The following is a 26,483-nucleotide window of genomic DNA, read 5'->3' as shown; positions in this document are numbered from 1 at the left end:
ACACAAATTTAATCTATTTAGGGAGAAACTTATACTGTTTAAAAGTAATCAAAAATAAAATATTAAATAATTAAGCCTAATACTAAGGAGAGCCTTATTTTGGGCTACCTAATTATTCTTCGAGCTTATCTTAGGATTAGGATTTAAAAAGATTAAAAAGCGATAGCTTTGCTATTTACGGCAGCCAAACAAAGACAGTAAGTTTTTAATCACGCAAAGAAATTGTCTATTCAAGGAGTTTAAATAAAATTAAATTCTATAATCTTAGTTGTGGATCAACAGTTTGAAATTGTAGATTAGTTTTTCAACTATATTATAAAACTTCAAAAGGATATTTTTCCAGAATTGCCCGAAAATGAAAATGTAACTATGAAAAACCCGTTGTATAATATGTTCAGGACTAAGGCTTATATAAAAGGATTAATTTAATAACTTGTATCGTTATTTTAGGATGGTTCATATAGTTAAAAGTGGATTTTAAATCCCATTTTTTTTTTAGGTAAGAATATGTAAATAGGACAGTGTGTAATTCGCGAATTACACACTGTCCTATTTGCTTTTAAAAAAAAGATAAAGGATAGAGGGATCTTTGGATTTAAACTGGTTTAAGAGTGAATTTGGAGTATTCAATTCGCGAATTAAACACTGTCCTCGTTGCTTTTTACAAAAAAAGATAAGTGAAGTGAGAACTAGTGACGCACAGTGGTATAATACTGATTTTAAGTATTCAATTCCAGAATTGCACACTGTATTAGAGGAATTATAGTTTATTGTTTTCTAATAAAAGAAAAAGAGAATACTTAAAAAAATAATTGAGTTCCTGTTCAGAAAACCACTAATCAATTACAAAATCTGAAATATACAATAACCGTTTATGCACTAGTGCAAACTTTGCTTTTAACACGAACAATTTCTATTGATTTTTAGCTGAACTACAACCATTTTTGGATTAAATGCCCTAAAAAACTAAATGGAATTTTTACCCGATAGTGATCTTGTAATCCACGAATGAATAGCACTATGCTTTGAAGATATTTCACATTCTAATTTTACATTTTAGTTAAGTAACAATATAGAGCAGGGTGTGCAATTCGCGAATTGTACACCTTGCTATTTGCTTTTTAGAAAAAAAGATAAATGATTGTGAGAGCTTGGGATACGGATTGGTGCGCTGCTGATTTTTAAGTATTCAATTCCAGAATTGCACACTATACTCTTTGTTGCTGAGGCCTGCTACTAATAATTATCCATCTGATGATTTGTAAGAATAAAACAATATATTTGATTTTATGTAAAGTATGATTGTGGTCTGACCTATCGACCCAAAAATAGAGTGAAAGGTCTGATTTTGTCTAACTTATTTTCAAGTTGTATACATTGCTATTGAAGACTGTCCAAAATAAATTTTTTATACTAATCAAAAATGAAAACCAACTTTTCTTCCAACTTATATCTTTGGTTATTAGTAATAACTTTACCACTAACTGTATTTTCGCAATCGACTGATTTTACTATTCAAGATGTAAAGTTTAAAAGCCAGGGAATCATTCTTGCAGGCTCAATTTTAATGCCTAAAAATCCAATTGCTGCTGCTGTAATTGTTCATGGGTCAGATCCTGTAAAAAGAGAAATGGAGTTCGCTAAACGTCTAGCCAAGGAAGGTATTGCTGTTTTAACTTATGACAAACGTGGAGTTGGAGAATCTGCTGGTGTGTACATAGGGCCATCAGTTGGTACGAATAATATTGACACTGGTAATCTTAATTTATTATCAGATGATGCAAGCGCAGCAGTAAATACATTTCGAACCTATTTAACAGATAAAAAAACACCAATTGGATTAGTTGGCTTCAGTCAAGCAGGATGGATAATTCCAATTGCTGCAAGCAAAAATCCGCAAATAGAATTTATGGTTTTATTTAGTTGCCCTACCATTACTACCTTAGAACAGCTTCGATTTCAATTTTATACTAATGGGAATACTACTTTTTGGGAAAATCATTCAGAATCAGATGCTCGTGAGCATATAAAAAATGACCCGGATAGGTATCAATTTACAGCTACTGACCCTAAAATTTCCTTGAATACTCTTTTGATTCCTGGACTTTGGCTTTTTGGTGAGAAAGACATCCAAATTCCGGTTAAGTTGTGCATCGAGCAATTAAATACATTGAAAGCGCTAGGCAATCCTTTCGAATATACATTGTTTTCTAAATTAGGACACAATACATCTTCTGACAATGATAGAGAACCTGTGGACATTTCATTACAATGGATAAAACAGAAAGCTTTGAGCATTAAGAACTCTAAAAAATAAAAATAAAGCATTGCTTACAAAATGAGTTTTAGGGCAGGCGGGTTGAAGCGCTAAATTTAATGGCAGATTTTCAATTAAACTTTATTAGTGATATCAACTTTCTTGGTGCTTATGGTATCGAGGGGCTGATTAATTTGTTTGTTGAATCGGAGCGTTTGTAACGCATCTAATTACAAAAAATGGCCTTTTATAATTGGGCAGTTAGTGGTGTAAGGTACTTGTCTAACTGTAATCGGAAGCATTCGAAAGAGTTTGAATTATAGTTCAAAGTACATACCTTTACTATCTAGTTATTAAAATAAAGTTCGTTCAAGGCTTTTATCCTGATGATTGAAGTGAAATTAAGCTAGAGGTAGAATGCCCTTCAAACAAAAATATAAAATGGAAAAATACATACGTCAATTAATTACAATACAATTTGAAGACAAAAAAGAAAATTTTAGTGGTTTTCTTATTGATTGGACGGAAGATTGGATTTTACTGAAAAATAATCCGGTCGATTTTATAATTGATGGCTACACGATCTTGAAAAATAAAAATGTGAAGGCCATTATTCAGGACAAAGATCATGAATTCACAGAAAGGGTAATTAAATTGAAAGGGTTAAAAACAAGTGCCGAAGAAATAATTCCGCTACAGGATTTGTCCTCCATCATCCACTTTTTAGCCAGTAAGTATACTATTTTTCAAATTGCGACTAAGTCTGACAAAGCGGTTTATTTAGGTAAACTCATAGAGCTAAATGAAGAAGAACTTGTCATCGATTTTTTAGGAACAGAAGGACAGTTTGACGGTGAAATGAGTTTCAAGCCCAAGAAAATTAGAGTGATTGAATTTGATACGGATTACATCAATTCGTTGAAACTAATTGTTGACGAAGACAAGTAAAAGTGAGTACTTGTGACTTACGTATTACTTTCATTGAACTTTAGGCAAAAAAATAGTTCAGGGGAGTTATGCAGCTGCGAAGTAAATAGGGGAGGCCAGCTTTTTTTGATAATAGCAGAGACCCGAAGAACGTACATTATTTATCTAATTCTATTTTGTAGTCTCGAAAAATCTATAGTACCTCAGCAATTAAATCTGACGAGTAGGATATAGCAAAAAAAGGAGGCCTTTTAAAGGGCCTCCGATTGTAGATTTTGATTCACCATTTATCAAATCATGCCGTTAAGTATGAAATAACTATTTGAATAAGCTTCTCTTCTCAGATGGTTTTACTCAAGTGATCAATCAAAACCACACTCAAAGATATAACTAATAAAACAACAATAAATTGATAATAAGTATTTTAACTTTTATTTAGACTATTGTTTTTGATGGGTAGAGACTTTAAATTTTTGACTTTACCTTTTGGATTTATTATGGGTTTCCTATTCGAAAATTATCAATACCGGGCTAATAGGTCCCTATCGTCAGCGTATATTATGATTAAACTTTGCCCTTAGCGTTGAGAAAAATAGTGATTGATTTTTTTAGCCTACAAGCTGCAATCGATTTTTACCTTGGTGGATGAAAATCTAGTAAAACAGTATGTGGAGAAGTTTGGCTTGTCATTTGGTAGCTCTAAAAGCGGTTTTTAACGCATTTCAGTAATTGCCTTTTTTTTAAGAGCCATTAACCAATTTTTTACAAAGAATTTTAATTGTAAGTTTAAATCCCATATATTTACTCGTTGCTTAACGGTAAATGGGAAGTTTGAACGCTTTTATACCAACACTGTGGGAGCAACAAATAGCAAATTTTAAAAACAAGAAGTAAAAAAATAGCCTATCCAATTAGGGTTGCTACCTTATACAAAATGAAGATTTATCCTTTGCAATTCCGACGAATAGGTTAGAAAAGAATACTGTCTGTTAAAAACAAAATACTTTAGTTTTCAATAAAAGAATCTGTCTTTTACAAACAAACGATAAAAACGGAGTACTAACCTAGTAAGAGATTAAAGTAAAAAAATAAAATAATTTCAATAATAGGGTGACTTAAAACATCACTTACGCATTAAAAAATTAAAAAATGATGAGAATACTACAAACAGCCTTGTTCTTTCTGACCTTTTCCTGCTACAGTCAGTTTGTTGAAGACAATGAAATTAAAATGATTTCAGCTTATGATCATGCAGCATTTGGTTCAAAAGAATTTGTAATGGAGACTTTTCAAGGAATTGAAAAATTAAATATTAGTTTTTCAAATGCTACACAATTAAGGGATAAAAACTTCAAGATTATAATACGCAAGTATAAGAACGGGAAAATTGAAAAAGATAAAGTTGTGATTGATACTAGAGTGGAAGGACTTCCCAAAATTGGAAAAGAATTTAAATTTTCTATTATTACACAGCACATTTTGAATAAGGAGAAAATTGCCTTTTTCTTTTCAAATTTTTTTAACAAGCAGATTTTTGAAATAAACAAAAGTTTTGATGACGGTACATTTTTACTTCGTGAAGTAACTGGCGGTGACGGAAAAATTGATTTTCAGATTGGTAAAGAGACGCAGATTGGGTTAATAACACCACCAAATAATGATCCTGGAAAAGGTGATTTAGGATATTGCGAAGTTTCAAAAGGTACTATTGATGTGAAAGAATGGTATAAGACCTATAAAATTTCTGAATTTTTTTTAGTGTATCTATTAGTTGAAAATAAATAAGCTTTATGAATACGCGATTAGTTGCTTTTAAAGCTTGAAAATCAACAATAGTTTCCAGCATTACTGTTGTGGCTAGTAATTTTGATAAAGTAAAGAGATGATAGCAATGCTTAACGGAATCAAAGGCAACGTTTGTCAAGGTTTTTTAGTTGTAATAAGACCACCTCTCAGTTAACCCAACACGTACAATTGGAGATTTCCATCTTTTAAATAAATATGGAACGAAAGTTCAAATAGTTAAACATAATACACTTTCGTTATCAAAGATAAAAGACCAAAAAATACCATGAAATACTTATTTATCTGTTACTTATTATTGGGAATGATTAGTTTTACTAGCAAGGCTCAAACTATTAACCCTGATATTTCCGCTAGAGTTGATACTTCGAAAGTTGCTGTGAAAGCCGTATACCAACTGTACAAAAATTATTTGAATTCAAGGCCCGACAGTATTTACAAAAATCCAAATTGGAAAGAAGAGGAAACGGAACATTATTTAAAAAGTAAGATTTTAAGAGTTGATAGAGCAGCTAATCTAATGTTCAACTATTACAAGTCAAATCAATACTTGGGATATTACATTCCTAAAATACTGCAGATAGACAGTATTGCAGTAAACAGATACCAGATAAAAACAATTTTTGCAGTAGCCAATCCAGATCAGGAATATAAAAAATTTACACCGGATTGCATTACAAAATTGTATGCAGTCAGAAACTCACAAGGTGAATTTAAATTAGAAAATGTAATTTCGTATGACACTCGAAACTGGAAAAAATACCGTCATAAATTTATAAATTACATTGTGCATCCAGACTGTAATTTTAATAAAAAAGAAGCGGAAAAAGCCATTGCTTTCTGTGAAAAAATTGCAAAACAATTTAAGATTAAAATACAGCCATTTACTTATTATTTAGTACCAAATTCTGACGAGATGGGTAGACTTTATAATTTTGAGTATTGGATGTCATACATGGGAGGGCAGACCATGACGCCTTTAAATGAAATTTTCACCTCTTACGGTTCTGAAAATTTTCCGCATGAATTTGTACACATGTTGTTCCCGTATCAAAAAGATCCGCGCCTTTATTGTCCTATGATTATAAATGAGGGGCTGGCTACCTGGCTTGCCGGTCCTAGTGCAAATGAAACTTTTGAGGAAGCTTTACAAAGTGTATCTAAATCATTTCAAAAGAAAGAAAGAATTACTTTTGAAGATATAATGACGTTTCAATTTAAAAATGAGTTTGATAATAGTATCTTATATGTTACTGGAGGGGTAATTTGTAAATTTGTGTTTGAAAAACACGGTCAAAAAGGAATATGGGAACTATACAATTGCAACAAAGATAATTTTCAATCAGTCGTAGAAAGAGTCTTTGGAATGAGTTACAACGAGGTGGAGAGATTAATTATAGCTTACATCAAAAATTATTCCCGAGTGTAACTTTTAAATTGTCATAGAAAGCATATCAATTGAATCTTTTCACTTTTGCATAATTGAATTGTAAAGGATTTGGTCGGTTTTCTAAAAAGTCAGTTGAAAATTAAATAACGCTATCTTTTAAAACGATTATTCATTACGGTACGGTATTTAATATTGCAACGATAATCAAAGCTACTTTTATAATTACTTGAAATAGTTGAAAAGTAATGGAACAGTGTTTGGGAATTTTGCTCCAAATCATACTTTCACTATCGGCCTAAAAAAGCCCGCTAGAAAAATCCAGAGGGCTAATAATTAAATAAAAGTTTATTTTTTTGATTCTTCTATAGAAACCTTTCTAAACTCTTTTAATAGTTTTTCCAGCTCCAAAGTCGATTTACGAGCTCTCGCTCCAGCTGCTTTCACACCTTTTTCAGTCAGTGATTCAGATTCTGTTTTGAACGTTTCGAATTCAGCATTGATTTTTGCAACTAAATCTTTCATAATAGTATCGTATTAAATTAGGGCGTAAAAATAAAATTTTGGTTTTTATACCGGCATGTTTTCATGTTAAACTTACTACTTTACAATCTAAATTTTTCGCTAAGGGGCAAAAAACACATTTTATACTTGATGCTTAATAAATTACGTATTACCTTTCTTTAGCTGTTCAATAAAAAAGGACGTAGGCATACCTGTTTTTGTCAAGAAAGCATTTGCAAATCTTTGGGTACTGCTAAATCCTGCTTCTTCAGCCAGAGCTTTATTGGTATAGTTTCGTATTCTTTTGTCCTCTTGTAACAAATTTATCAAATAATCAATTTTAAGGGCATTAATATACTCCACAAATCCTTTTTCCTTATAATGTGCGATAATTTTGGACAGGTATTTATTGTTAGAATTAAAGGCAGCTGCTAATTTTACGAGTGTTATGTCTTTTTCTAAGAACTTCTTTTCGCGTTCGAATTTATCCAATTGTTTTAAAACATTGTTCACTGTATCCGCATTGATATCTAGTATTTCAGATTTGTCATTTTTAAGTTTTGTTTTGTTTCTGTTTTCATCCTTAATTTGAACCATTAGCTCATTAAATTTTTGCTTGTATACCGCACGATTCTTAAAATGCCGGTACGTCATGAATAGTAACCCTGCAAAAAATACTACAATGATGCTGATAAAAATAGTGTCGTTATACTTTTGACTGAGTAGCTCTGCCTTCATTTTGTCTTTTTCTGTCACTATAACTTTCGTGTCATATTCCTTATGAACTTTGCCTATCAAATACTTGTTGGTTTCTTTTAAGGTTTTAACCGCTGCGAGTAATTGGTCAATGTAAAACAATTGCGCTTTCAGATTATCCTTTGTTTTGTAATAGGCAATCAATAATTGATATACTTCCAGTAGGTCTGGTCTAATATATCCTTTATCCTGGAAAGTTCTGTCTACCTTTTTGAAATACGATACTGCTTTATCTGATTTTTCTAGTTGCCAAAAGCTCTTTCCAATGTAAAAATTTCCTACTGCCACATTCGCATAATCTTTCTTTTGGTTTATTTCTATCAGCGACGATTCAATCTTTTTGATGGCTACATCATAATTTTTCATGAAATATTCATTGATGCCATCCGAATGAATGAAATAGGGAGTCATTTCGAGTGTTTTTAATCTTTTGCTTTCAGAAATACCAATTTTATTGGTTTCTGTGCATAAGCCATAATTTCCTATTTTATTGTAACAAAGACCTAAAGAATGTAGTGAATTTAAGTAAGGTCTTGGGTTTTCATTTTTATAATACGCGACACATTCTGTTAACAAAGAAATTGCTTCATCATAAAATCCTAAGTAATATTTGACTTGACCCATATTGTACTTCACTTTGTGAATCAGGTAGGCATCATTAGTTTTAGCGATATAATTGTTGGCAATAATGTAATTATCTAGTGCATTACTTAGTTTTTTCTGGCTGTAAAATACAATACCTTTTGAAAGGTAAGCTGATCCAATAAGGGCTGCATCTTTCCTTTTTTTTGCAGCATAAATCATACTATCTGCATATTGTAACCTAATATTATTAGGAGATTGATGCAGTGCATTCTGGTATCCATTTACCAATTCTTTCCAGTTTTCCTCGTTCTTCGCTTTCTTTATGTAAATATTTATATAAAAAAAAGCTTTAGCAGTATCTTTTGTTAGCGAGTAGCTCCTGTCTTCCAAGTAAACATAGCTTTTGTTTTCAAGCGAATCTGGTATTTTGAATACCTTTTTTTGACTAGTAACGCAATGTGCTGTAAGTAGCAATGTCAGTAATACATAATTTTGTTTCATAGTACGTAGTAGGTTAGGGATAAATTACTGTGTTCTATAATGAATATAATAGGTGTGATGATAAATAGTACAAATCAGTACTTATTATCGGGTGTTTCAAAAATAAGATAAACAATTGTTAAATAGGTGTTTATTTGATAAAAATATGGTGTGGATTTCCATGAAATCAATACGCTAATTCGTGGAAACCCATAGGGATTGTGTTGCAGGGAAGTTGATGAGCGAATAGATTTGCTTCGAATTCAAAAGCAAAAAGTTTAGCAAAGTGCTAAATAAAAGTTCTGCTTACCCGGGTGAAATGAACTGAGAAGAAATTCTCGGTCCCATTTTAAAAACATTAATCATGAAAAATTATCTATTATGCGCTATTTTATCAATCGCTACTATTTCCTGTTCCACTGAAGCTGAAGTTGATCCTTCTGTAACTTCCGATTCTAATCCAAGTATATTACACACTAATTCACAGGTGCCGCACAATAATGCGAATCCTTTTGAGGGAAGAGGTAAGGAGTATTTTGATTTGCTTACTACTTATTTGGACACTAACAAAGTTCCAAATTCAGCTACTGAAATGACAGCGCAAATACAGTTTATGATACAAAATTACAATACTAAACGGTATGCGAGTCGAAGTACAGCATCATTGACCTCTAAACACGTTACGATGGTGCTTAGTGAACCCGAAAAACAATTGATAGCTATTCTTGAAAGTTGCTCTTCAAGTTCGGAGGTCAAAGAGGAGTTGATCCATTTTGTACAAGCTTTACTAGCACAACAAGATAGTGAATACGTGGAGCAGTACAACTATATTGTTTCCTATGAAACTAAGATTTTAGAAAATACAACTTTGAGTGCGGATGAAAAAGAAACTATTCTTTCTGTAGCATCGGTTTCTAGGTATGCTCTTTATGCCAATTCTAAACATAGAGATAGAGATTGGGAGATTTCTGTAGCCAATCGTAAAGCGCAGCCAGCTTTCAATTCGTATCAAGCTACTCTTATCTCTGTTATCCTATTATCAAAATAGCTTTTACAAAACTGTAATTCGATTGCAAACAATCCATTTACGAGAATGAAATTAAAAATCATTTTTTACTACACATTGGTTCTTTTAAACCTTGTTAGCCTCTATTTCATCATCGTTCTTTTTAGCTATGATGAAATGGTTGGTTATCTTATAGGTGGCGTTAAACAAGTTGATAGTCCAAGGAAATTTGCCTATATATTTTTTATAACATCACTGTCCAATCTCTATTTTGTGGTTTTAGGTTTACTGGAATATTTTTTCAATAATCAAAAATAATGCACCTCGACTATACCTATCGAACATGTAAACTGTCACCAGCATGATAAATGAATTAATAAATAGTGAATTAAATGAAAGTCCTTACCATGGACTGCAACTCTGCATCATCAAAAAGTATGTGATAAAAACGGCTTCCCATGAGTCTTTTATTGTCAATAATTTTTGCATTTTACTAATAAAATCTGGTGCTTTTAAAATTCAGTTAAAAGATACCGTTCATGGTTTATCAGCCCAAGATCTAATTGTGATTCCAAAAAATACGTTTTTAACTTTATTGGATGCAGAAGACAAACTGAAGTTATATCTAGTAGCATTTACCGATGACTTTGCCACTCAGAATTGTTTCAAGAAAGAGTTAGTTGATGCGTTTTATTTTTTTATCGCAAGGCCTTCCCTGAAAATTACATTGGATCAAAAAGATTTTTTAGTTCTTTCACTCATATACAAACTTATTTATTTTGTAAGGAAGGAGAGTAAACTTAACAGCATAGAAGCGGAATTGCAACGCATTAGTTTTAATTTACTGTTGTACGAATTGCGATCAATTCACGCTAAATATACTTCACAAGCCGCCTTGAATTTCAACAGAAAAGAAAGGATATTGATACAATTTTTTACCATCTTATCCATTCACTGTAAAAAACAGCATAGCGTTAAATTTTATGCCGGATCGTTGTTTATTACTGCTGGATATTTGAGTAAAATTGTAAAACAGATCACCGGAAAACCGGTTAAAATTTTAATAGCAGAATCTATTATTGCAGAGGCGAAAAATTTACTGGAAGATTCCCAGTTATCAGTAGCCGATATAGCTGAAGAGCTATCTTTCAGTAATTCTTCCACTTTTTGTGTTTTTTTTAAAAGACATACATCCATTGCACCATCGAGATATCGCACAAATGCTATCGAAAGGTTGAAGAACCAGTAGTTTTCGTTGCATTTAAATGTAAATTAAAACAATAGCATAATGATAAAAACCCACCCATTAGAATGGTTAGATTCTTTGATTTTGCAAACCTTTGACCCAAAGAATACAACTAGCAGTTCAATATCAGAAAGTACTTTGTCGTTAACGTCCGAAAATATTGCCAAAGAATCTCAAAAGATTCAGATCCAACTCAAGAATGAAGTGTTTTCCTTAAGGAAGAAAAGGCAAATTCGACTTTTAATTCGAAAATATCATTCTACACTTATCTTTTTGCTGGATAATGTTATTGAAAATCGAAAAAATATAATTTTTAATGCACCAAATTTATCAACTAGCATCGACACTATAATCAGTGCTTTAGAGGAACTACTATCTTATATAGAAATCCGTTTTGCTACTTATCTGAGTTTGGACGAACGCGTACCGATCACTTATCTTATTGTTTCCAGAAATGAATTGCATTTAAAACTGGAGAAGCTTCAAAGAAAAAAATGGCAGAATGAAATTCATCAAAATATCATGGAGTCTGTCATCTCCGTTCTTTACCAACTAATCCAATCTAACAGAGGTTATAAAATTACATACAGACAGATTCTCTATCAAAAAGAACTCTTTAAAAGTATCGATGATTTCGATGAATCTGAAAAAAGTGTAGACATTTATACCTCTTTGGATGAATTGCTTATTCGTTTGAATTTTAATGCTCAAGTTTACATCACTTGTTTGATTAATAGAATTGTCAGCAATTTAGATATGCAAACTACTTTAACTGATAGGATGAGTAAGCTACTTTTTATTTTTAAGGAATTTCGTCAGTTATATTCTAACGAGAGCATTATGTTTGAGCCCAGCCAGCAAAATATTAAAAGTGTTTTACATAATTGGTTCAAGCATGAAGTAGCCTATTTAGAGAGAGAAATCGAATTAAACGCAAGTTCGAGAATTGGTGTGCAAACCAAGCACATTGATGCAACGGTAGCTTTAGATAATAAAATTGAGTGCATATTATCGACCGATCAAATGGGATTAATTCTGAGAGCTACCGATGAATCCCGGATTTTGAAAGCCAGATCGATGAGCCAAATATTTAAAACCATCGTACCATATCTTTCTACCCCTTTTAAAAAGGATTTATCCTATCAATCCGTTAGAAGCAAGTCTTATAATGCAGAAGAAAGAGACAAAGAGATTGCTATTCAGACTTTAGAAAAAATCATAAAAAAGATAAAGTCGTATTAGCAATACTACTACTAAATCCTAGACCACACAAGACTTAATATTATTGCTAACTACTTTAATTAAAGGGTACAGAAGGGTACAGATTAAAGTTGTACTTGTAGTATCGACTTTCAAATTGTTCCTTTGAAATATAAAATAAATCATTGCCTAGGGTTAATGTTTTTATTACTATCAAGGAAGTTAAACATTTAATAAAGAACGTATGTTAACAAACATTTCATGGGTCAATTATTTACTTGTAATTGTCCTGCTTACAGCAAGCTGGTACTTATTTGTAGGCTTTCGATTTTATTTTACAGAACTGAAAGATCTAATAACGGGGAAAAAAAAGTTTTCAATTCGAAGTTTTCCTCAAGTTCAATCAAAGGTAGGTTATCTGGAATCTCCGAATGGTATTCCTTCAGCAATCAATGAAACTCAGACCGACCAAACATTTCAAGATGTAGAGGATTTGGTAGAAAAATTGAAAAATCTTGTTGCAGATGCATTGCAAAGAAAACTCCCCAAAAAGGAATTTATGTATTATCTGAGTTTGGTTCTCCATGAATTTCCGACTGTAAAGAACTCGCCCTTTCGATCTTCAATCTGCGAATTAGTAGCGTCTGAATGTGATAAACTCGAGATGATTCATGTAACGCAACAGGAAGTGCATGTGTTATGGGATGCATAAATTAAAATTCTATTGCGGAGGAATTATCCCTGTTTGCTCTTATGCGGTATGGCTTAATGTGACAGGAAAAAGAGTGTAGTAACAGCGGTATTCCTCTGCTTTTTAGTACTTAAAACAAAACTTTAAAAATGATGTATTATGAAAAATCGCGGGAGGGAATTACAGAAGTTTACAGTAACAAAAATTCGATTTGTTTTAGCTGTGCTGCTATTATTTGTTGGCTATGTCACGGCTCATGCGCAAGACGGGGTTGCTGGAATTAACGAAGCCAATCAAAAGGTAAGAAGCTATTTTGATGCAGGTACAGAGCTTATGTATGCCGTAGGTGCAATACTGGGTTTGATTGGAGCTGTAAAGGTTTATCAAAAATGGAATGCTGGTGATCCTGATACCGGAAAAGTAGCGGCGGCTTGGTTTGGCAGTTGCGTTTTTTTAGTGGTGGTCGCTACGGTGATCAAATCTTTCTTTGGGGTTTAAATGTGTTACAGGTCACAGTTTTTAATATTTAAAGTAACAATAGTATCCATGGCAAATAGTGTATATCAAATCAATAATGGTATTAATCAGAGTATTGAATTTAAAGGTCTTAAAGCACAATATATCTGGTATTTAGGTGGTGGCGTTATAGTTCTTCTATTCCTGTTTTCAGCACTGTATATCATTGGTTTGCCATCACTGGTTTGCGTTGGAGTGGTCGGTGGATCAGGAACTATTTTAGTTGTAAAAGTATATAAGATGAGTCGTAAATATGGGGAACATGGCATGATGAAAGCTTTAGCGAAAAGACAAGTTCCTGAAGCCATAAGAATTCACAGCCGTCAGATTTTCAAAATGGAAAAATAGCAATCTCCAAAAATTATAAACAGGTAAAAGCGATGAAGATGGAAAAGATGATAGATGATATTTTACCGATTATGGATGTGGAGCATGATTGTATTCTCTCGAAACAAGGTGATGTGACTGTAGTATTCAAGGCAGAATTGCCGGAAATATTTACGTTGTCAGACCAAGAGTATGAAGCATTCCACCAAGCCTGGCTCAAGGCTATAAAATTACTACCAAAGTTTAGCGTGTTTCACAAACAAGATTGGTTTATTGACAGCAAGTTTGAAGCGGATTTCAGAAATGAGGATACCAGTTTCCTAACGCGCAGCAGTGAACGGTTTTTTAACGAGCGTCCTTTTTTGGATCATTCCTGCTACATTTTATTAACCAAAAAACCAGGCGGCAGGAAAAAATCAAGTTCCTTGTTTTCCAATTTACTTCGAAGTTCAATAGTTCCAGAAGAAACATTACAAGCACAACTGCGTCAGGAATTTATAGACAGTACGGGTCAGTTCAGACGAATTTTGGAAGATAGCGGTTTTGTAAAATTAACGCGCTTAACAAATGATGAACTGAGAAGTCAAAGCCGAAAGATAGGAATTATAGAGCGTTACTGTTCCCTTTCTGAAAAGGAAGAATCTATTGTGTATCAAGATATTGGATTCAGTGATGGATTGCAGGTGGGCGATAAACACTGTCAAATTTACACGCTGGGCGATGCAGCGGATCTTCCCGCTCTTTGCGGTTCCAGAATAAATTTTGATCGATACTCCACTGATAAGACCAAATTCAGCATCGGATTCGCCTCTACGTTAGGACAACTCCTTTCTTGCAATCACATTTACAACCAATATATTTTCATTGAAGATCCCCAAAAAACACTGCAAAAGCTGGAGAGTAAAAGATTGCGCTTGCAGTCCTTATCGGCGTACAGCAGGGAGAATTTAATTGCCCGTGATGCTACCAATGATTTTCTAAATGAAGCAATTGGTCAGCAACGCTTACCCGTTAAGGCTCACTTTAATGTTTTGGCATGGGCAACGGATAAAGAAGAGCTGAAGACTATAAAAAATAAGGTTTCATCAGCGTTGGCGCAAATGGACGCAGCCGCAAAGCAGGAAACCGTTGGAGCCGCTCAAATATATTGGGCAGGAATTCCCGGTAATGCAGCTGATTTCCCCATGAATGACACTTTTGATACGTTTGCGGAACAGGCGGTGTGCTTCCTGAATATGGAAACCGGATACCGTTCCTCTCTTAGCCCTACTGGAATACGTTTGGGCGATCGTTTGACTGGGAAGCCAGTGCATGTTGACATCAGTGATGAACCCATACAAATGGGAATCTGCACCAATCGGAACAAATTTATATTAGGACCTTCGGGAAGTGGAAAATCATTTTTCACCAACCATATGGTGAGAAGCTATTACGAACAAGGAACGCATATTGTGATAGTGGATGTCGGGCACAGTTATAAAGGGTTGTGTGACATGGTGGGTGGGTATTATTTTACTTATGATGAAAAGAATCCAATCCGCTTTAATCCTTTTTACATCAGTGAAGGAGATACATTGGATACAGAGAAAAAGGAAAGTATTAAAACCTTATTGCTGGCCTTGTGGAAAAAAGACAACGAAACCTTCAATCGAAGTGAGTACGTAGCATTATCCAATGCGTTACAATTATACTATGAAAAATTGGAGGCAAATAAATCGTTGTTTCCTTGTTTTGATAGTTTTTACGAATTCTTAAAAACTGATTTTGTCCAGGTGCTTGAAGGAGATAAGGTAAAGGAAAAGGATTTTGATGTAACTAATTTTCTCTACGTGTTGCGCCCGTATTACGAAGGCGGAGAATTTGACTATTTGCTCAATGCAACTGAAAATTTGGAGCTCATGAAAGAGCGTTTTATTGTGTTCGAATTAGATAACATTAAGGATCATCCGATACTTTTTCCAGTGGTTACCATAATTATCATGGAGGTATTTATTAGTAAAATGCGCAAGCTTAAGGGTATTCGAAAAATGATATTAATTGAAGAAGCTTGGAAAGCTATTGCTAAGGAAGGTATGGCTGAATATATCAAGTATTTATTTAAGACTGTTCGAAAATTTTACGGAGAAGCTATAGTGGTTACACAGGAAGTAGAGGACATTATATCATCGCCAGTTGTCAAGCAGGCAATCATCAATAATAGCGATTGTAAAATATTGCTGGACCAAAGTAAATACCAGAATAAATTCGACCAAATTCAGGAATTGCTAGGTCTAACGGAAAAGGAAAAAGCATTGGTGCTATCGGTTAATAAATCAAATGATCCAGATAAAAAATACAAAGAAGTTTTTATTTCATTGGGAGGCATGCTCTCTAAAGTCTATCGCACAGAAGTATCCCTTGAAGAGTATTTAGCGTATACAACTGAAGAAACAGAAAAAATGAAAGTAGAGGCTTACGCCAAGAAATTCGATGGTGATATTAAAAAAGGGATTGCGGCACTTGCGAATGATTTGCGTCAAAAATAATGACAGTAAAAAAGAAGTTGCAGTTTTAAATACTTGATAAACAAAAAATTACTACTTATGAAAGCAAAGAAAAACATGATGGTGGGTCTACTTTGTCTATTACTGCTCAGTATCCCTGCCAGACCAGCAACAACAGTGGCAGCTGTTCCTCTAATTGGGTTAATAAAAGATGCCGTTGCTGCGGTCATAAAAGCAATTGATCTTCGCATCCAGCGCTTGCAAAATAAAACGATTTGGTTGCAGAATGCCCAAAAGAAATTGGAAAATGTCTTGTCCAAAGTGAAACTAGATGAGATATCCAACTGGACGCAAAAACAAAAAGAGTTGTATAAAGGATACTATGATGAACTCGCAAAGGTCAAATCCATTATAACTTATTATCAGCGAATAAGGGATATCACCCAAAAGCAAGTTCGGCTTGTTGCTGAATATGAAAGAGCTTGGAAACTGTTTCAGCGGGACGACCATTTTAAGGCCGATGAATTGGCATACATGCAAAAAGTGTATTCAGGGATATTAAATGAAAGTATGAATAATATTGATCAGATATTTTCAGTCGTAGAATCCTTTACCATGCAAATGAGTGATGCTAAACGGCTTGAAATTATCAATACTGCAGCCGATCAAATTGATGCTACTTATGATGATCTTTCTCAGTTTAACAGGCAAAACATACAATTGAGCCTTCAAAGAGCAAAATCAAATAACGATGTGAATGCCATAAAGAAATTCTACGGTATTCCCAATTAAAAAACTAAAGTCATGAAAAAGATAGCAGTTTTGATACTCCTTATAGGACTTTTCAATGTAAACATGCGCGCACAGGCAAAACAAAGAGAAGAACTCTTAAAGCAAATTGCAGCTTTTCAAGTGTATATCGGATATGCTCAAAAAGGATATTCCTTCGCAAAGAAAGGGCTTAGCGTGATAGGTGATTTTAAACGAGGGGAATTGGATCTTCATCTTGATTATTTCAACTCTCTGATCAATATTAATCCAAAGATAAAAAACTATTCCAGAGTTGCTCAGATCATTGCACTTCAAGTAAAGATTCTGAAGAGTTATAGTCGCACCATGCGCTATGTGAAGCAAAACGATTTATTTCATGGTGACGAAGTGGCTTATGTTAAAAGGGTTTTGGATCGACTGCTTAAAGATTGTGATGGAACAGTAGATGAACTTACTGCAGTACTGACAAAAGGGAAGTTGGAGCTCAAAGATGATGAACGATTAGAAAAAATTGATGCACTCTATCAAAATATGCTGGAGAGTGAAAGTTTTTGTGAGGATTTTAGCAATCAAACCAGAATGATGGGTTTCTCCAGGAGCGCTGAATCCAAAGATGTACAAACCAGCCATGCGTTGCAGGGCTTAAAAGACCGTATACCATGAAACGACTACTGATTGTACTTATCATGCTGGTGGGACTATTGTTTCCTAGTCAAGCTGCTGCTCAATCTCAAGAAATGCAGCAGCTAATTCTGAATATCGAAAAGCTAGCTCAATTCAAACAGATTCTGACTGATATGAAAAAAGGCTATCAAATTCTCAACGGAGGCTACAATGTTGTTAAAGATCTGTCCAAAGGAAATTTTAGTCTGCATGAAACATTTCTTGATGCGCTGATGCAGGTCAGTCCAACTGTTAGAAAGTATAAGCGAGTGGGTGAAATCATCCACTATCAAGTACTTTTAGTAAAAGAATACAAAGCTGCATTTAATCGATTCAGGAACAGTGGCAATTTCAATCCAGAGGAAATTGCTTATCTCGAAAAGGTCTATTCTAAGCTATTTAAAGAGAGCATAAGAAATCTGGATGAGTTGACCTCGGTCATTTCTGCCAATACCCTGCGAATGTCAGATGATGAAAGACTTGCCGCCATTGACAAGGTATACGCTGACATGCAGGACAAGCTCTCTTTTCTTCGGAATTTTAACAACAATACTTCCGTATTAGGCATTCAACGAACTAAAGAACGCAATGACATCAATGCAATGCGTAGCATCTACCAAGTAAATAATTAAATACAAATTGCTATGATGAAAAGGAGTAAGGCTATAGTATCTATTGCCGCAGGGATGTTGTTGCCTGTAACTAGCCATGCCCAAGGAATGGCGAATGACATGAATAGCTTACATAGCGTACTGGACCAATTGTATGACGAAATGATGCCTCTGTGCAGCAACCTTATCGGAGTTGGGCAGGGAATCGCGGGATTTGGAGCCATCTGGTACATCGCCTCTCGGGTTTGGAGGCATATTGCAAGTGCTGAACCCATCGATTTTTATCCGCTGTTCCGTCCATTTGTAATCGGATTCTGCATTATGATTTTTCCTTCGGTGCTGGATTTAATTAATGGAGTGATGAAACCCACGGTTACAGCAACCGCATCAATGGTGGAAGGCTCTAATAAGGCTATTGGACTGCTGCTTAGAAAAAAAGAAGAGGCGATCAAAGAAACGGATTCCTGGAAGATGTATGTGGGAGCAGATGGCAGTGGCGATCGAGACAAATGGTATAAATACACCCATGATGATGCCAATCCATCTGAAGAAGGAATTATGGAAGGAATCGGAAATGATGTGAAATTTGCAATGTCTAAGGCCTCATTCAATTTTCGTAATTCAGTAAAAGAATGGATGAGTGAAGTATTGATGGTACTATTTGAAGCTGCTTCACTTTGCATTGATACCCTTAGGACCTTTCAGCTTGTCGTACTCTCTATTTTGGGACCGCTAGTTTTTGGTATATCCGTTTTTGATGGTTTTCAGCACACACTGACGGTCTGGCTCGCGCGGTATATAAATATCTATTTGTGGCTTCCCGTAGCGAATATTTTTGGCAGTATCATAGGAAAAATTCAAGAAAAGATGCTTCAACTGGACATCGCACAAGCGAGCGAATACGGAGATACCTTTTTTAGTAAAACAGATATGGCCTATTTGGTGTTTATGATTATTGGCATCATCGGGTATTTCACCGTTCCCTCCGTCGCTAATTATATAGTTCATGCAGGTGGTGCAGGGGCGTTGGGTCAAAAAGTGACCAGTATGTTCAACAACTCGGCAAATTCTGCGGTCAACAGCGCATCTTCAGGTGCGGGAATGGTGGTGGATGCTATGGGCAATGCTGCTGGACGAATGTCTCAAAGTCTATCTGGATCTAGTGGCTCCTCGCCGTATTTCAAAGATAAAGACAGTTATATGGGCGATAAATTAAAAGGCAATTCCTAACCTCTAAAAAACGGATTATGTTTAGCAAAATGAAAAATATTGATACCGCCTTTCGGCATGTTCGAAGCTTTACAACTGTGGTTGTTGTCGGAAGTATTATACTGAGCTGTTTTGCTATGTACAAAAGTTTTGCTTTGGTAGCGCAGATGCAGGATAAAGTTTACATACTGGCTAATGGTAAAGCATTAGAAGCGTATGCTTCAGACAGAAAAGACAATATCCCGGTAGAGGCAAGAGACCATGTTATGACTTTTCATAAATTATTTTTCACTCTCGATCCCGATGATAAGGTTATAAAAACCAATATTACGAAGGCATTATACCTCGCAGATGACAGTGCAAAACGTATTTACGATGACTTAAAAGAGAATGGGTATTATTCCGGTATTATTTCCGGTAATATCAGTCAGACGCTAGAAGTGGATAGTGTAGCTATTGATATCAATAAATATCCATATCATTTCCGGTGCTATGCCACTCAGAATATCATCAGAACGACCAGCATTGCGCACCGGAGCCTCATAACAGAAGGGAATCTTCGTAATGTTTCCAGAAGTGATAATAACCCGCATGGCTTTTTAGTCGAGCGATGGAATACAGTAGAGAATCGAGATTTGAGTACTGAGAACCGTAAATAAAAACACTACTGCTATGCGCTACAAATTTAAAAATGGCATCACGCAAGACTCTGCAGGAAAAGATCGCATTAAAAGCAAACTATTGCAACAGTTTGAAGAAGCTAACCTTCGGTTGCAATACAAATGTGCACATTGGCTGGAACGCAAGACGGCACATTGGTCCCGTGGAAGTTGGACATTAATTTTAATCGTTTTTACGCTTGGGACTAGCGCCTATAGCATTTATGTGATGGTAAATAGCTTTTCTGAACCTGGAGTCAGTTCCATACCGATTACACCAATTGTAAAGACAACGAATGCTATTCAAATCTCTAAAGCAATGAATCATTTAAAAGTAGCAGTCAGTAAAGGGGAATATGAAAAAACGGTCCGATTTCGCAGGTATATTGACAGTTTAGGGCGCAGTCCGACGGGAAAAAAAATAAAGGACAGTATTAATCAAAACCGCTCAAGATTACTGGACAGCCTGACAATAGTGGAAAAGTATTACCATTCACAATTTAAAAAATAATATCATGGAAGCAAAATCGAAATCACCAAAAATGTTAAGACAGCGCAAAATACTTTTAGTCATGCCGTTACTAGTACTGCCTTTTCTCACTATTATATTTTGGGTTTTGGGAGGCGGCAAAATGGATGCTGCGAACTCCTCACTCACCGAGAAAAAAGGGTTTAATAGCACGCTTCCGGATGCAAATTTGAAAGAAGGGCTGGATTTAGATAAAATGCATTATTACGATCAGGCAGCACTTGATTCCTCAAAGCTAGAAGAGCTTATTAGCAAAGATCCCAATTACCTCAGTAGAAATTTTCTTGAAGATTCCACAAAAACCGGTCGCACATCTCATTATCAAATACCTTCCGGAAATAGCTCACGAGCACTAAATGCTTTAAAGTACCGAGACCCAAACGAAGCAAAAGTGCATGAAAAGTTGGAGGCACTTCAAAGAGTTATTAATACGCCAGTTGCTCCAACATCAAGGCGAAACGATCTCCATTATGCAGAAAGTAGCGAAAGCGCGCTGCATTCCGAAGACGTTAACAAGTTGGAAGAAATGATGCAGTCGATGAATACTCAAAATAATGAACCGGACCCTGAATTGAAACAACTTAGTAGCATGCTGGAAAGTATACTGGATATACAACATCCTGACAGAGTTCAGCAAAAATTAAGGAAGGTTTCTGAATCCCAAAGAGGACAAGTATTTTCAATTGCCAGCTCGGAAGGGGACACTAGTATTTCTTCGCTGCAAGTTACCCCACCTGGCAGTACCACATTTAATGGGAGGAATAAAGAGAACGCATTTTATTCTTTGGATGAACCAGTAGTTGTGGAGACCCTTCAAAATGCAGTAGCAGCGGTAATTCATGAAACACAAACTATAGTAAATGGTTCCACAATAAAGTTAAGGCTGAGTACTGCTGTCTTTGTTAATGGAGTAGAAATTCCAAAGAATAATTTCCTGTTCGGAATAGCCTCTTTACAAGGAGAAAGGCTTATCATAAAAATTAATAGTATTCGGTATAAGAATGCTTTGTTTCCAGTTGAACTTACTGTCTACGATTTGGATGGACTTCACGGCATTTACATGCCTGGTGCAATCAATAGAGAAGTAGCTAAAGCATCAGCAGACCGCTCTGTTCAGACTCTTGGTGTTCCATCTCTTGACGATTCATGGGGAGCACAAGCAGCTGGTGTTGGTATTGAGGCGGCGAAAACCCTATTCAGTAAAAAAGCCAAGCTTGTCAAAGTAGTAGTGAAGGCAGGCTATCAGGTTTTATTACGAGACGAAAAGCAAAAACAAAACGAATCCAATTAAAAACTAAAAATCAGTAATTATGAAAAAGATCAATGTAATGCTAATGGTGTGTGCAGTACTCATTACCATCGGTGCTTTTGCCCAGCAAAGCAGTAAAAACAGTCTATCGGAGATTACGCCCGATTCTTTGTCCATTGGGTATTCCAAAACGACCAATATTGTATTCCCTTACGCCATTAAAAGTGTCGATCGTGGTAGCGCGGATATCTTGGTTCAAAAAGCCAAAGGCCTTGAAAATATAATACAGATTAAGGCTGCTAAGATGGACTTTATCCCAACCAATCTAACGGTAGTGACAGCTGATGGGAAATTGTATTCTTTCCTTCTACGATATGATGAACAAAATGCCAATTTAAATCTCTCTATGAATACGACTGAACCGTTCGAACAGAACGTTTTATTTTCTGTAGGGATTGGCAACGAACAGGAATTACAGCTTTATTCCAAGCTGGCCTTGTATGACAAAAGTAAGATTGAAGGTGGTAAAGAGAGCAGATATGGTTTGAAATTACACCTCAATGGAATTTTTATCCAAAATGATATAATGTATTACAGGATAGTAGTGGCGAACCACTCCAAAATAAAGTATGATGTTGACCAGTTTCGATTTTTTATTCGAGATAGTAAAAAAGTAAAACGAACCTCCTCTCAGGAAATCGAAATTTCACCACTTTATATTCTTAACAACTATGAAACAATTGACGAAGAATCTGAAAATACATTTGTATTTGCGGTGACAAAATTCACTATTCCGGAGAAGAAATATTTAGTGCTACAGCTGATGGAAAAGAATGGTGGCAGACATTTGGTAATTCAGGTAAAAAACAAAAAATTGGTACAGGTTTCTGTACTGCCTAAACTGTAACTAATTATTAATCATTTAAATTAAAAAGTCATGAACGATAAAAATTTTGAATACCTACGCGATCAGTTAAAGTACACCGGTTTCGGTGAAGGATTAGAAAGTGAGTTAAAGGAAAAAATGCAACAGCAAAAACCAAGCTTTACTTTGACACACAATTCTCAATATGGCAACGATAGTGCGACAGCAACATTGAATTTTAAGAAGTCGGATCAGAGTGATATGTATTTCTTTAACTCCTATAAAGTGGATTTGCAAAAAGAAAATTCTAAAGAAGCATTAGAACAGACTTTTTATATCAATAAGGGCAGCAATATTACCATGAAGGAAGCCTACAACCTCATGGAAGGAAGAGCAGTGAATAAAGATTTAACCAGTAAAGAAGGTCAGGTCTATAACACATGGGTACAAATGGATTTTAAGGAATCTGACAGTGCGGGCAATTTCAAACTGAATCAATATCATCAAAATTATGGGTATGATTTAGAGGCAGCGCTGTCCAAACATCCAATCAAGGAACTGGATACTGCTAAGTTTAAAGAAGATTTAATGGATTCCCTGAAAAAAGGAAACTTACAATCGGCCACTTTCTTGAAAGACGGTAAAGAAGTCAAGCATTATATTGAAGCTAATCCACAGTTTAAAACTATCAATGCCTACGATGGAAATCTTAAACGCATTGACAACCGCCAGACGAAAGAGGAAAAGCAATCAGAAGGACAAAATACCTCACAGAAGCAGGATAATAAAAAACAGAGTCAAAATACTAATGACGATGGACCTGCTGCTCCCCAGGAAGCCAAAAAGAGAAAAAGAAAACAGTCTAATTCAATGTAGATTTTGATGGAAGTACTAAAGCCCTTATCCGATTTCTTTAAAGCAATAGAGAATGATTACCGTATTAGCATTACGCATATTGGTATTTATGTCGCACTCTTGCAGTTTAGAGCGGGTAAGGGTTTTGGTAATCCAATACAAGCGTACCGATATGAAATTATGGATTTAGCGAAGATTGCTTCACCAAAAACATATTATAAATGCATGCGGGAACTCAACGAGTATGGTTATATTATTTACAAATCCACCCGCAAGCGAAATCAAGGGAGTACTATCTTTTTCGTCGATCAGTAACTTATATATCGTATTCCTTTATACTCTAAATAGTAGTATTATGAAACAGTTTACTTTTGATGACTTGCCAAATATTATTGGAAAATTGTTTGTCAAGCTTGACAAGATAGAAAAGCTTCTCAAAGAAAGGAAAATACATGATTCAGATAAAAATGAAGAGCTGTTAACAATTGAAGGTGCTGCTGAACTGTTGAAGTTATCAGTAGCCACTATCTATACTAAGGTTTGCAAAAATGAAATCCCCGTCAATAAGCAAGGTAAAAGACTTTATTTTTATAGAGGAGAACTATTGGATTGGATTAAATCAGGAAGAATTAAAACTACCGTAGAAATTCAACAAGAAGTGGAATTGAAATTCAATTCCACTAAATATAAGTAACATCCTTTTTTCTAAACGCTAAGTCTTTTTAAACTTATCTTAGCAGTTGTTTCCCTCTTTTTTGAATCAATAACTTTCGCGTAAATTTGGGTTGTTTTAACATTTTTATGTCCTAGCATTTTTGAAATAGTATAAATATCTGTTCCGAATGATAACTGAAGGGTAGCATAAGTATGTCTAAAGCAATGAAAAGTTATGTGCTTCGTTATACCAGACCTTGCAATCCAAACTGGTAATATCCTGTCTACATCCCATTTCTTCAGACCTGCAAAAACTTTATCATTTTCATTTACTTTAGGTCTCAAAAGTTCAAAAGCTTCATGAGGTATTGGAAGTGTTTCCATTCCTCCAGTTTTCTTTTGCTTAAATCGGATGTAATAACCATCATTTTCGATGTATTCTATTTCTGACCACAAAAGTTTTGCAATATCAGAATATCGAACACCTGTTAAAATTGAAAACATGGAAATTTGATATACTAAGTCATTAGAGCAAGGAGTATCAAATAGTTTTTTTGCCTCTTCAAGAGTAAGGAAGTTGCGGTGAGCTTCTTGTTCTTTAATAGAATCTATACCAGCATTAATATCAGTTTTGAGTTTGCCTTCTTTGTATGCTTTTTTCAATGTGGTTCTGAGTTTGTTTTGATATGATAAGCCTGTGTTACTGGATAACTTTTTCCCTGTATCTCTTAAACTCTTTGCATTTAGCAAGTATTCTTTGTAATCTTCCATTAAAGAAATAGAAATATCCTTAAAACAAATATCTTTTCCTTCCAAGAAAGACTCAAAATGTGTAATTGCAGATTTCCAAATACTTCGATTATTGCCGATTTTCTTCTGTGCCAGTTTATTAAAATATTCGAGAAATGACTCGCGACCAGTAGCCTGAATATGTAATTGGTCTTTTTCAAATGAAGTATATATGTTTTTTTTACTTATCTCATTTTGTCGTTTCATCTGAATTAATTCTGCTATATGACGGTTTTCAATATTTGAATTTTTTTGAAGTTGATTTTTTGGCTTTTTGAAAAGATATATTTTCAAAAACTCGCGTCTAGTATACCTGTTATTGTTATTCAAGATTGGGGGATAAAAATCCAAATAAAGGGATATTCTTTCGTTTGAAATATCTTTTTGCCTCAACGTTACATTACTCTTTTCCATGGCTTTTTGTATTAAATATTATATCTATATCATTCTTGGCTACATAATTATATTTGCCTACTGCATACTTTACTATACCTTGTCTTTGAATAAGCATGTACAATGCAGCAGCAGAAATTCCATACTTTTGCTGTATTTGCGTTATTGTATAGCAATTCTCCAAACCAGGAAATTCTTGAGTTGGGCGAAGAACAGATTGATCCAGCGGAAGGGAAAAAAATGAATCAACATCGCACCTTCTAATGACTGTTCTGGTACCAAATTTTGCTACATCAAGTTCTCCTCTAGAAATAATTCTGTAGAATGTTCTTCGACTAATTCCAAATAAAATGCTCGCTTGGCTTATGCTAAGGAAATCTTTAACTCGTATTTTCTCAAGTTCAGGATTTTTGGCAATCTCTGTCTGCTTATTACTTTGGTTGATTTTCGACTGCCTTATGATCGATTTGTAACCTTTGCTATTGCAGCCTAATGAGCAGTAGCGCGTTCTTGTTGTGCGTGCCGTAAATTCATTTTTGCAGAATTCACAGATGCGCGTAATCTTAATGTTAGTTCTCATAGAAATGTGACTTTAGGTGTCCCACTGTGACTATGTGTGTCTCTGTGTGCCATAAATTGGCCAAAAAAAAAATTTTTTTGTACCTCAGATTTTGAGGTACAAATAAGGTACAAATCTAATCAAAATAAAACATAATATATAAAAGATAATATAAATAAAAACGAGTTAAAATATTGTTTATCAATACTTTAACTCGTTTATTTGTTGTTGTTTTGTGATTCTTTGTTCTGTTACTTTCCGATACAGAAAATAACTTTCCTTACTTTAATAGGGTTTTAAACTTAGATGGTACAATTATGGTACAATTTAAAGCAAACTATCGCAAAACAAAACAAAGTATCCTTAATCAAGATAACATAACTCATGGGAGTTGTTTATGCAAAAATAGTTATAAACTTTGAATGTTGATTATATCACTAACATAAAAAAGTTAAGTCTTGTATGATGGGAATACTTCGAGATTAGGGGTAAAAAGTAAGGAGGTCAAA

General features: G+C 34.6%; 26 protein-coding genes. 22 read left to right on the top strand and 4 right to left on the bottom strand.

Features of this window, described 5'->3' with window-relative positions:
• Nucleotides 1-1,423: 1,423 nt before the first annotated feature.
• The 4 genes from DR980_RS13550 to DR980_RS13535 all read left to right on the top strand — a co-directional run bounded on the left by DR980_RS13550 (nucleotide 1,424) and on the right by DR980_RS13535 (nucleotide 6,416).
• A complete protein-coding gene (locus DR980_RS13550; RefSeq protein WP_113637033.1) occupies nucleotides 1,424-2,317 on the top strand; it encodes an alpha/beta hydrolase family protein in 894 nt (297 codons plus the stop codon).
• 381 nt (nucleotides 2,318-2,698) lie between these two features.
• Complete coding sequence (locus DR980_RS13545; protein ID WP_113637077.1) at nucleotides 2,699-3,205, top strand: hypothetical protein; 507 nt, start codon at nucleotides 2,699-2,701, stop codon at nucleotides 3,203-3,205.
• A gap of 1,128 nt (nucleotides 3,206-4,333) precedes the next feature.
• Nucleotides 4,334-4,969 carry a hypothetical protein gene (locus DR980_RS13540; RefSeq protein ID WP_146779245.1) on the top strand — a complete coding sequence of 212 codons (636 nt, stop codon included), beginning with the start codon at nucleotides 4,334-4,336 and terminating at the stop codon, nucleotides 4,967-4,969.
• Nucleotides 4,970-5,255: 286 nt separating this feature from the next.
• Nucleotides 5,256-6,416, top strand: coding sequence for a hypothetical protein (locus tag DR980_RS13535; protein WP_146779244.1), 1,161 nt, complete (start codon nucleotides 5,256-5,258; stop codon nucleotides 6,414-6,416).
• A 306-nt stretch (nucleotides 6,417-6,722) separates the two neighbouring features.
• On the opposite strand, the gene DR980_RS13530 is transcribed toward DR980_RS13535, so the two are convergent.
• Nucleotides 6,723-6,899, bottom strand: a complete 177-nt coding sequence (locus DR980_RS13530) for a histone H1 (protein ID WP_113637024.1) — start codon at nucleotides 6,897-6,899, stop codon at nucleotides 6,723-6,725.
• A gap of 141 nt (nucleotides 6,900-7,040) precedes the next feature.
• Complete coding sequence (locus DR980_RS13525; RefSeq protein ID WP_113637022.1) at nucleotides 7,041-8,720, bottom strand: AraC family transcriptional regulator; 1,680 nt, start codon at nucleotides 8,718-8,720, stop codon at nucleotides 7,041-7,043.
• A gap of 343 nt (nucleotides 8,721-9,063) precedes the next feature.
• On the opposite strand from DR980_RS13525, the gene DR980_RS13520 reads away from it, so the two are divergent.
• From DR980_RS13520 to DR980_RS13435, 18 genes are all read left to right on the top strand, one after another.
• On the top strand, nucleotides 9,064-9,747 hold the full coding sequence (locus tag DR980_RS13520; protein ID WP_113637020.1) for a hypothetical protein: 684 nt from the start codon (nucleotides 9,064-9,066) through the stop codon (nucleotides 9,745-9,747).
• Nucleotides 9,748-10,066: 319 nt separating this feature from the next.
• Nucleotides 10,067-10,954, top strand: a complete 888-nt coding sequence (locus DR980_RS13515) for an AraC family transcriptional regulator (protein WP_113637018.1) — start codon at nucleotides 10,067-10,069, stop codon at nucleotides 10,952-10,954.
• 39 nt (nucleotides 10,955-10,993) lie between these two features.
• Complete coding sequence (locus tag DR980_RS13510; protein ID WP_113637015.1) at nucleotides 10,994-12,193, top strand: hypothetical protein; 1,200 nt, start codon at nucleotides 10,994-10,996, stop codon at nucleotides 12,191-12,193.
• Nucleotides 12,194-12,395: 202 nt separating this feature from the next.
• Nucleotides 12,396-12,863 (top strand): hypothetical protein, encoded by a 468-nt coding sequence (locus tag DR980_RS13505; protein WP_113637013.1) that lies wholly within the window; start codon nucleotides 12,396-12,398, stop codon nucleotides 12,861-12,863.
• Between the two features lie 138 nt (nucleotides 12,864-13,001).
• Nucleotides 13,002-13,340: a DUF4134 domain-containing protein gene (locus DR980_RS13500; protein WP_113637010.1), complete on the top strand. Its 339-nt coding sequence runs from the start codon at nucleotides 13,002-13,004 to the stop codon at nucleotides 13,338-13,340.
• Between the two features lie 48 nt (nucleotides 13,341-13,388).
• Complete coding sequence (locus DR980_RS13495; protein ID WP_113637075.1) at nucleotides 13,389-13,706, top strand: DUF4133 domain-containing protein; 318 nt, start codon at nucleotides 13,389-13,391, stop codon at nucleotides 13,704-13,706.
• A gap of 38 nt (nucleotides 13,707-13,744) precedes the next feature.
• Nucleotides 13,745-16,210, top strand: coding sequence for a TraG family conjugative transposon ATPase (locus DR980_RS13490; protein WP_113637008.1), 2,466 nt, complete (start codon nucleotides 13,745-13,747; stop codon nucleotides 16,208-16,210).
• A 57-nt stretch (nucleotides 16,211-16,267) separates the two neighbouring features.
• Nucleotides 16,268-16,960: a conjugal transfer protein TraI gene (locus tag DR980_RS13485; protein ID WP_113637005.1), complete on the top strand. Its 693-nt coding sequence runs from the start codon at nucleotides 16,268-16,270 to the stop codon at nucleotides 16,958-16,960.
• A gap of 12 nt (nucleotides 16,961-16,972) precedes the next feature.
• Complete coding sequence (locus tag DR980_RS13480) at nucleotides 16,973-17,602, top strand: hypothetical protein (RefSeq protein WP_113637003.1); 630 nt, start codon at nucleotides 16,973-16,975, stop codon at nucleotides 17,600-17,602.
• Nucleotides 17,599-18,234, top strand: a complete 636-nt coding sequence (locus tag DR980_RS13475; protein ID WP_113637000.1) for a TerB family tellurite resistance protein — start codon at nucleotides 17,599-17,601, stop codon at nucleotides 18,232-18,234. Before DR980_RS13480 ends, DR980_RS13475 begins: the two co-directional genes overlap by 4 nt.
• Before the next feature lie 12 nt (nucleotides 18,235-18,246).
• Nucleotides 18,247-19,443: a conjugative transposon protein TraJ gene (gene traJ / locus DR980_RS13470; RefSeq protein WP_113636998.1), complete on the top strand. Its 1,197-nt coding sequence runs from the start codon at nucleotides 18,247-18,249 to the stop codon at nucleotides 19,441-19,443.
• Nucleotides 19,444-19,460: 17 nt separating this feature from the next.
• Nucleotides 19,461-20,081, top strand: coding sequence for a conjugative transposon protein TraK (gene traK / locus DR980_RS13465; RefSeq protein ID WP_113636995.1), 621 nt, complete (start codon nucleotides 19,461-19,463; stop codon nucleotides 20,079-20,081).
• 13 nt (nucleotides 20,082-20,094) lie between these two features.
• On the top strand, nucleotides 20,095-20,592 hold the full coding sequence (locus tag DR980_RS13460) for a hypothetical protein (RefSeq protein WP_113636992.1): 498 nt from the start codon (nucleotides 20,095-20,097) through the stop codon (nucleotides 20,590-20,592).
• Nucleotides 20,593-20,596: 4 nt separating this feature from the next.
• Entirely contained in the window at nucleotides 20,597-21,901 is a 1,305-nt protein-coding gene (traM, locus tag DR980_RS13455; RefSeq protein WP_113636990.1) for a conjugative transposon protein TraM, read from the top strand.
• Nucleotides 21,902-21,920: 19 nt separating this feature from the next.
• Nucleotides 21,921-22,766: a conjugative transposon protein TraN gene (traN, locus tag DR980_RS13450; protein ID WP_113636987.1), complete on the top strand. Its 846-nt coding sequence runs from the start codon at nucleotides 21,921-21,923 to the stop codon at nucleotides 22,764-22,766.
• Nucleotides 22,767-22,796: 30 nt separating this feature from the next.
• Complete coding sequence (locus DR980_RS13445; RefSeq protein WP_113636984.1) at nucleotides 22,797-23,600, top strand: hypothetical protein; 804 nt, start codon at nucleotides 22,797-22,799, stop codon at nucleotides 23,598-23,600.
• 6 nt (nucleotides 23,601-23,606) lie between these two features.
• A complete protein-coding gene (locus DR980_RS13440) occupies nucleotides 23,607-23,894 on the top strand; it encodes a hypothetical protein (protein ID WP_113636981.1) in 288 nt (95 codons plus the stop codon).
• A gap of 40 nt (nucleotides 23,895-23,934) precedes the next feature.
• Complete coding sequence (locus DR980_RS13435; RefSeq protein WP_113636978.1) at nucleotides 23,935-24,273, top strand: helix-turn-helix domain-containing protein; 339 nt, start codon at nucleotides 23,935-23,937, stop codon at nucleotides 24,271-24,273.
• An 11-nt stretch (nucleotides 24,274-24,284) separates the two neighbouring features.
• Here the strand turns inward: DR980_RS13435 and DR980_RS13430 are convergent, their stop codons facing one another.
• Entirely contained in the window at nucleotides 24,285-25,436 is a 1,152-nt protein-coding gene (locus DR980_RS13430) for a tyrosine-type recombinase/integrase (RefSeq protein WP_113636975.1), read from the bottom strand.
• Entirely contained in the window at nucleotides 25,423-25,995 is a 573-nt protein-coding gene (locus DR980_RS13425) for a helix-turn-helix domain-containing protein (RefSeq protein ID WP_113636973.1), read from the bottom strand. The genes DR980_RS13430 and DR980_RS13425 overlap by 14 nt, the downstream gene beginning before the upstream one ends.
• Nucleotides 25,996-26,483: the final 488 nt, after the last annotated feature.

The organism is Flavobacterium psychrolimnae (assembly GCF_003312425.1).
In the GTDB taxonomy this organism is placed as follows: domain Bacteria; phylum Bacteroidota; class Bacteroidia; order Flavobacteriales; family Flavobacteriaceae; genus Flavobacterium; species Flavobacterium psychrolimnae.
Note: the sequence above shows the minus strand (reverse complement) of the source record. Positions and strands in the feature narration are given on the sequence as shown.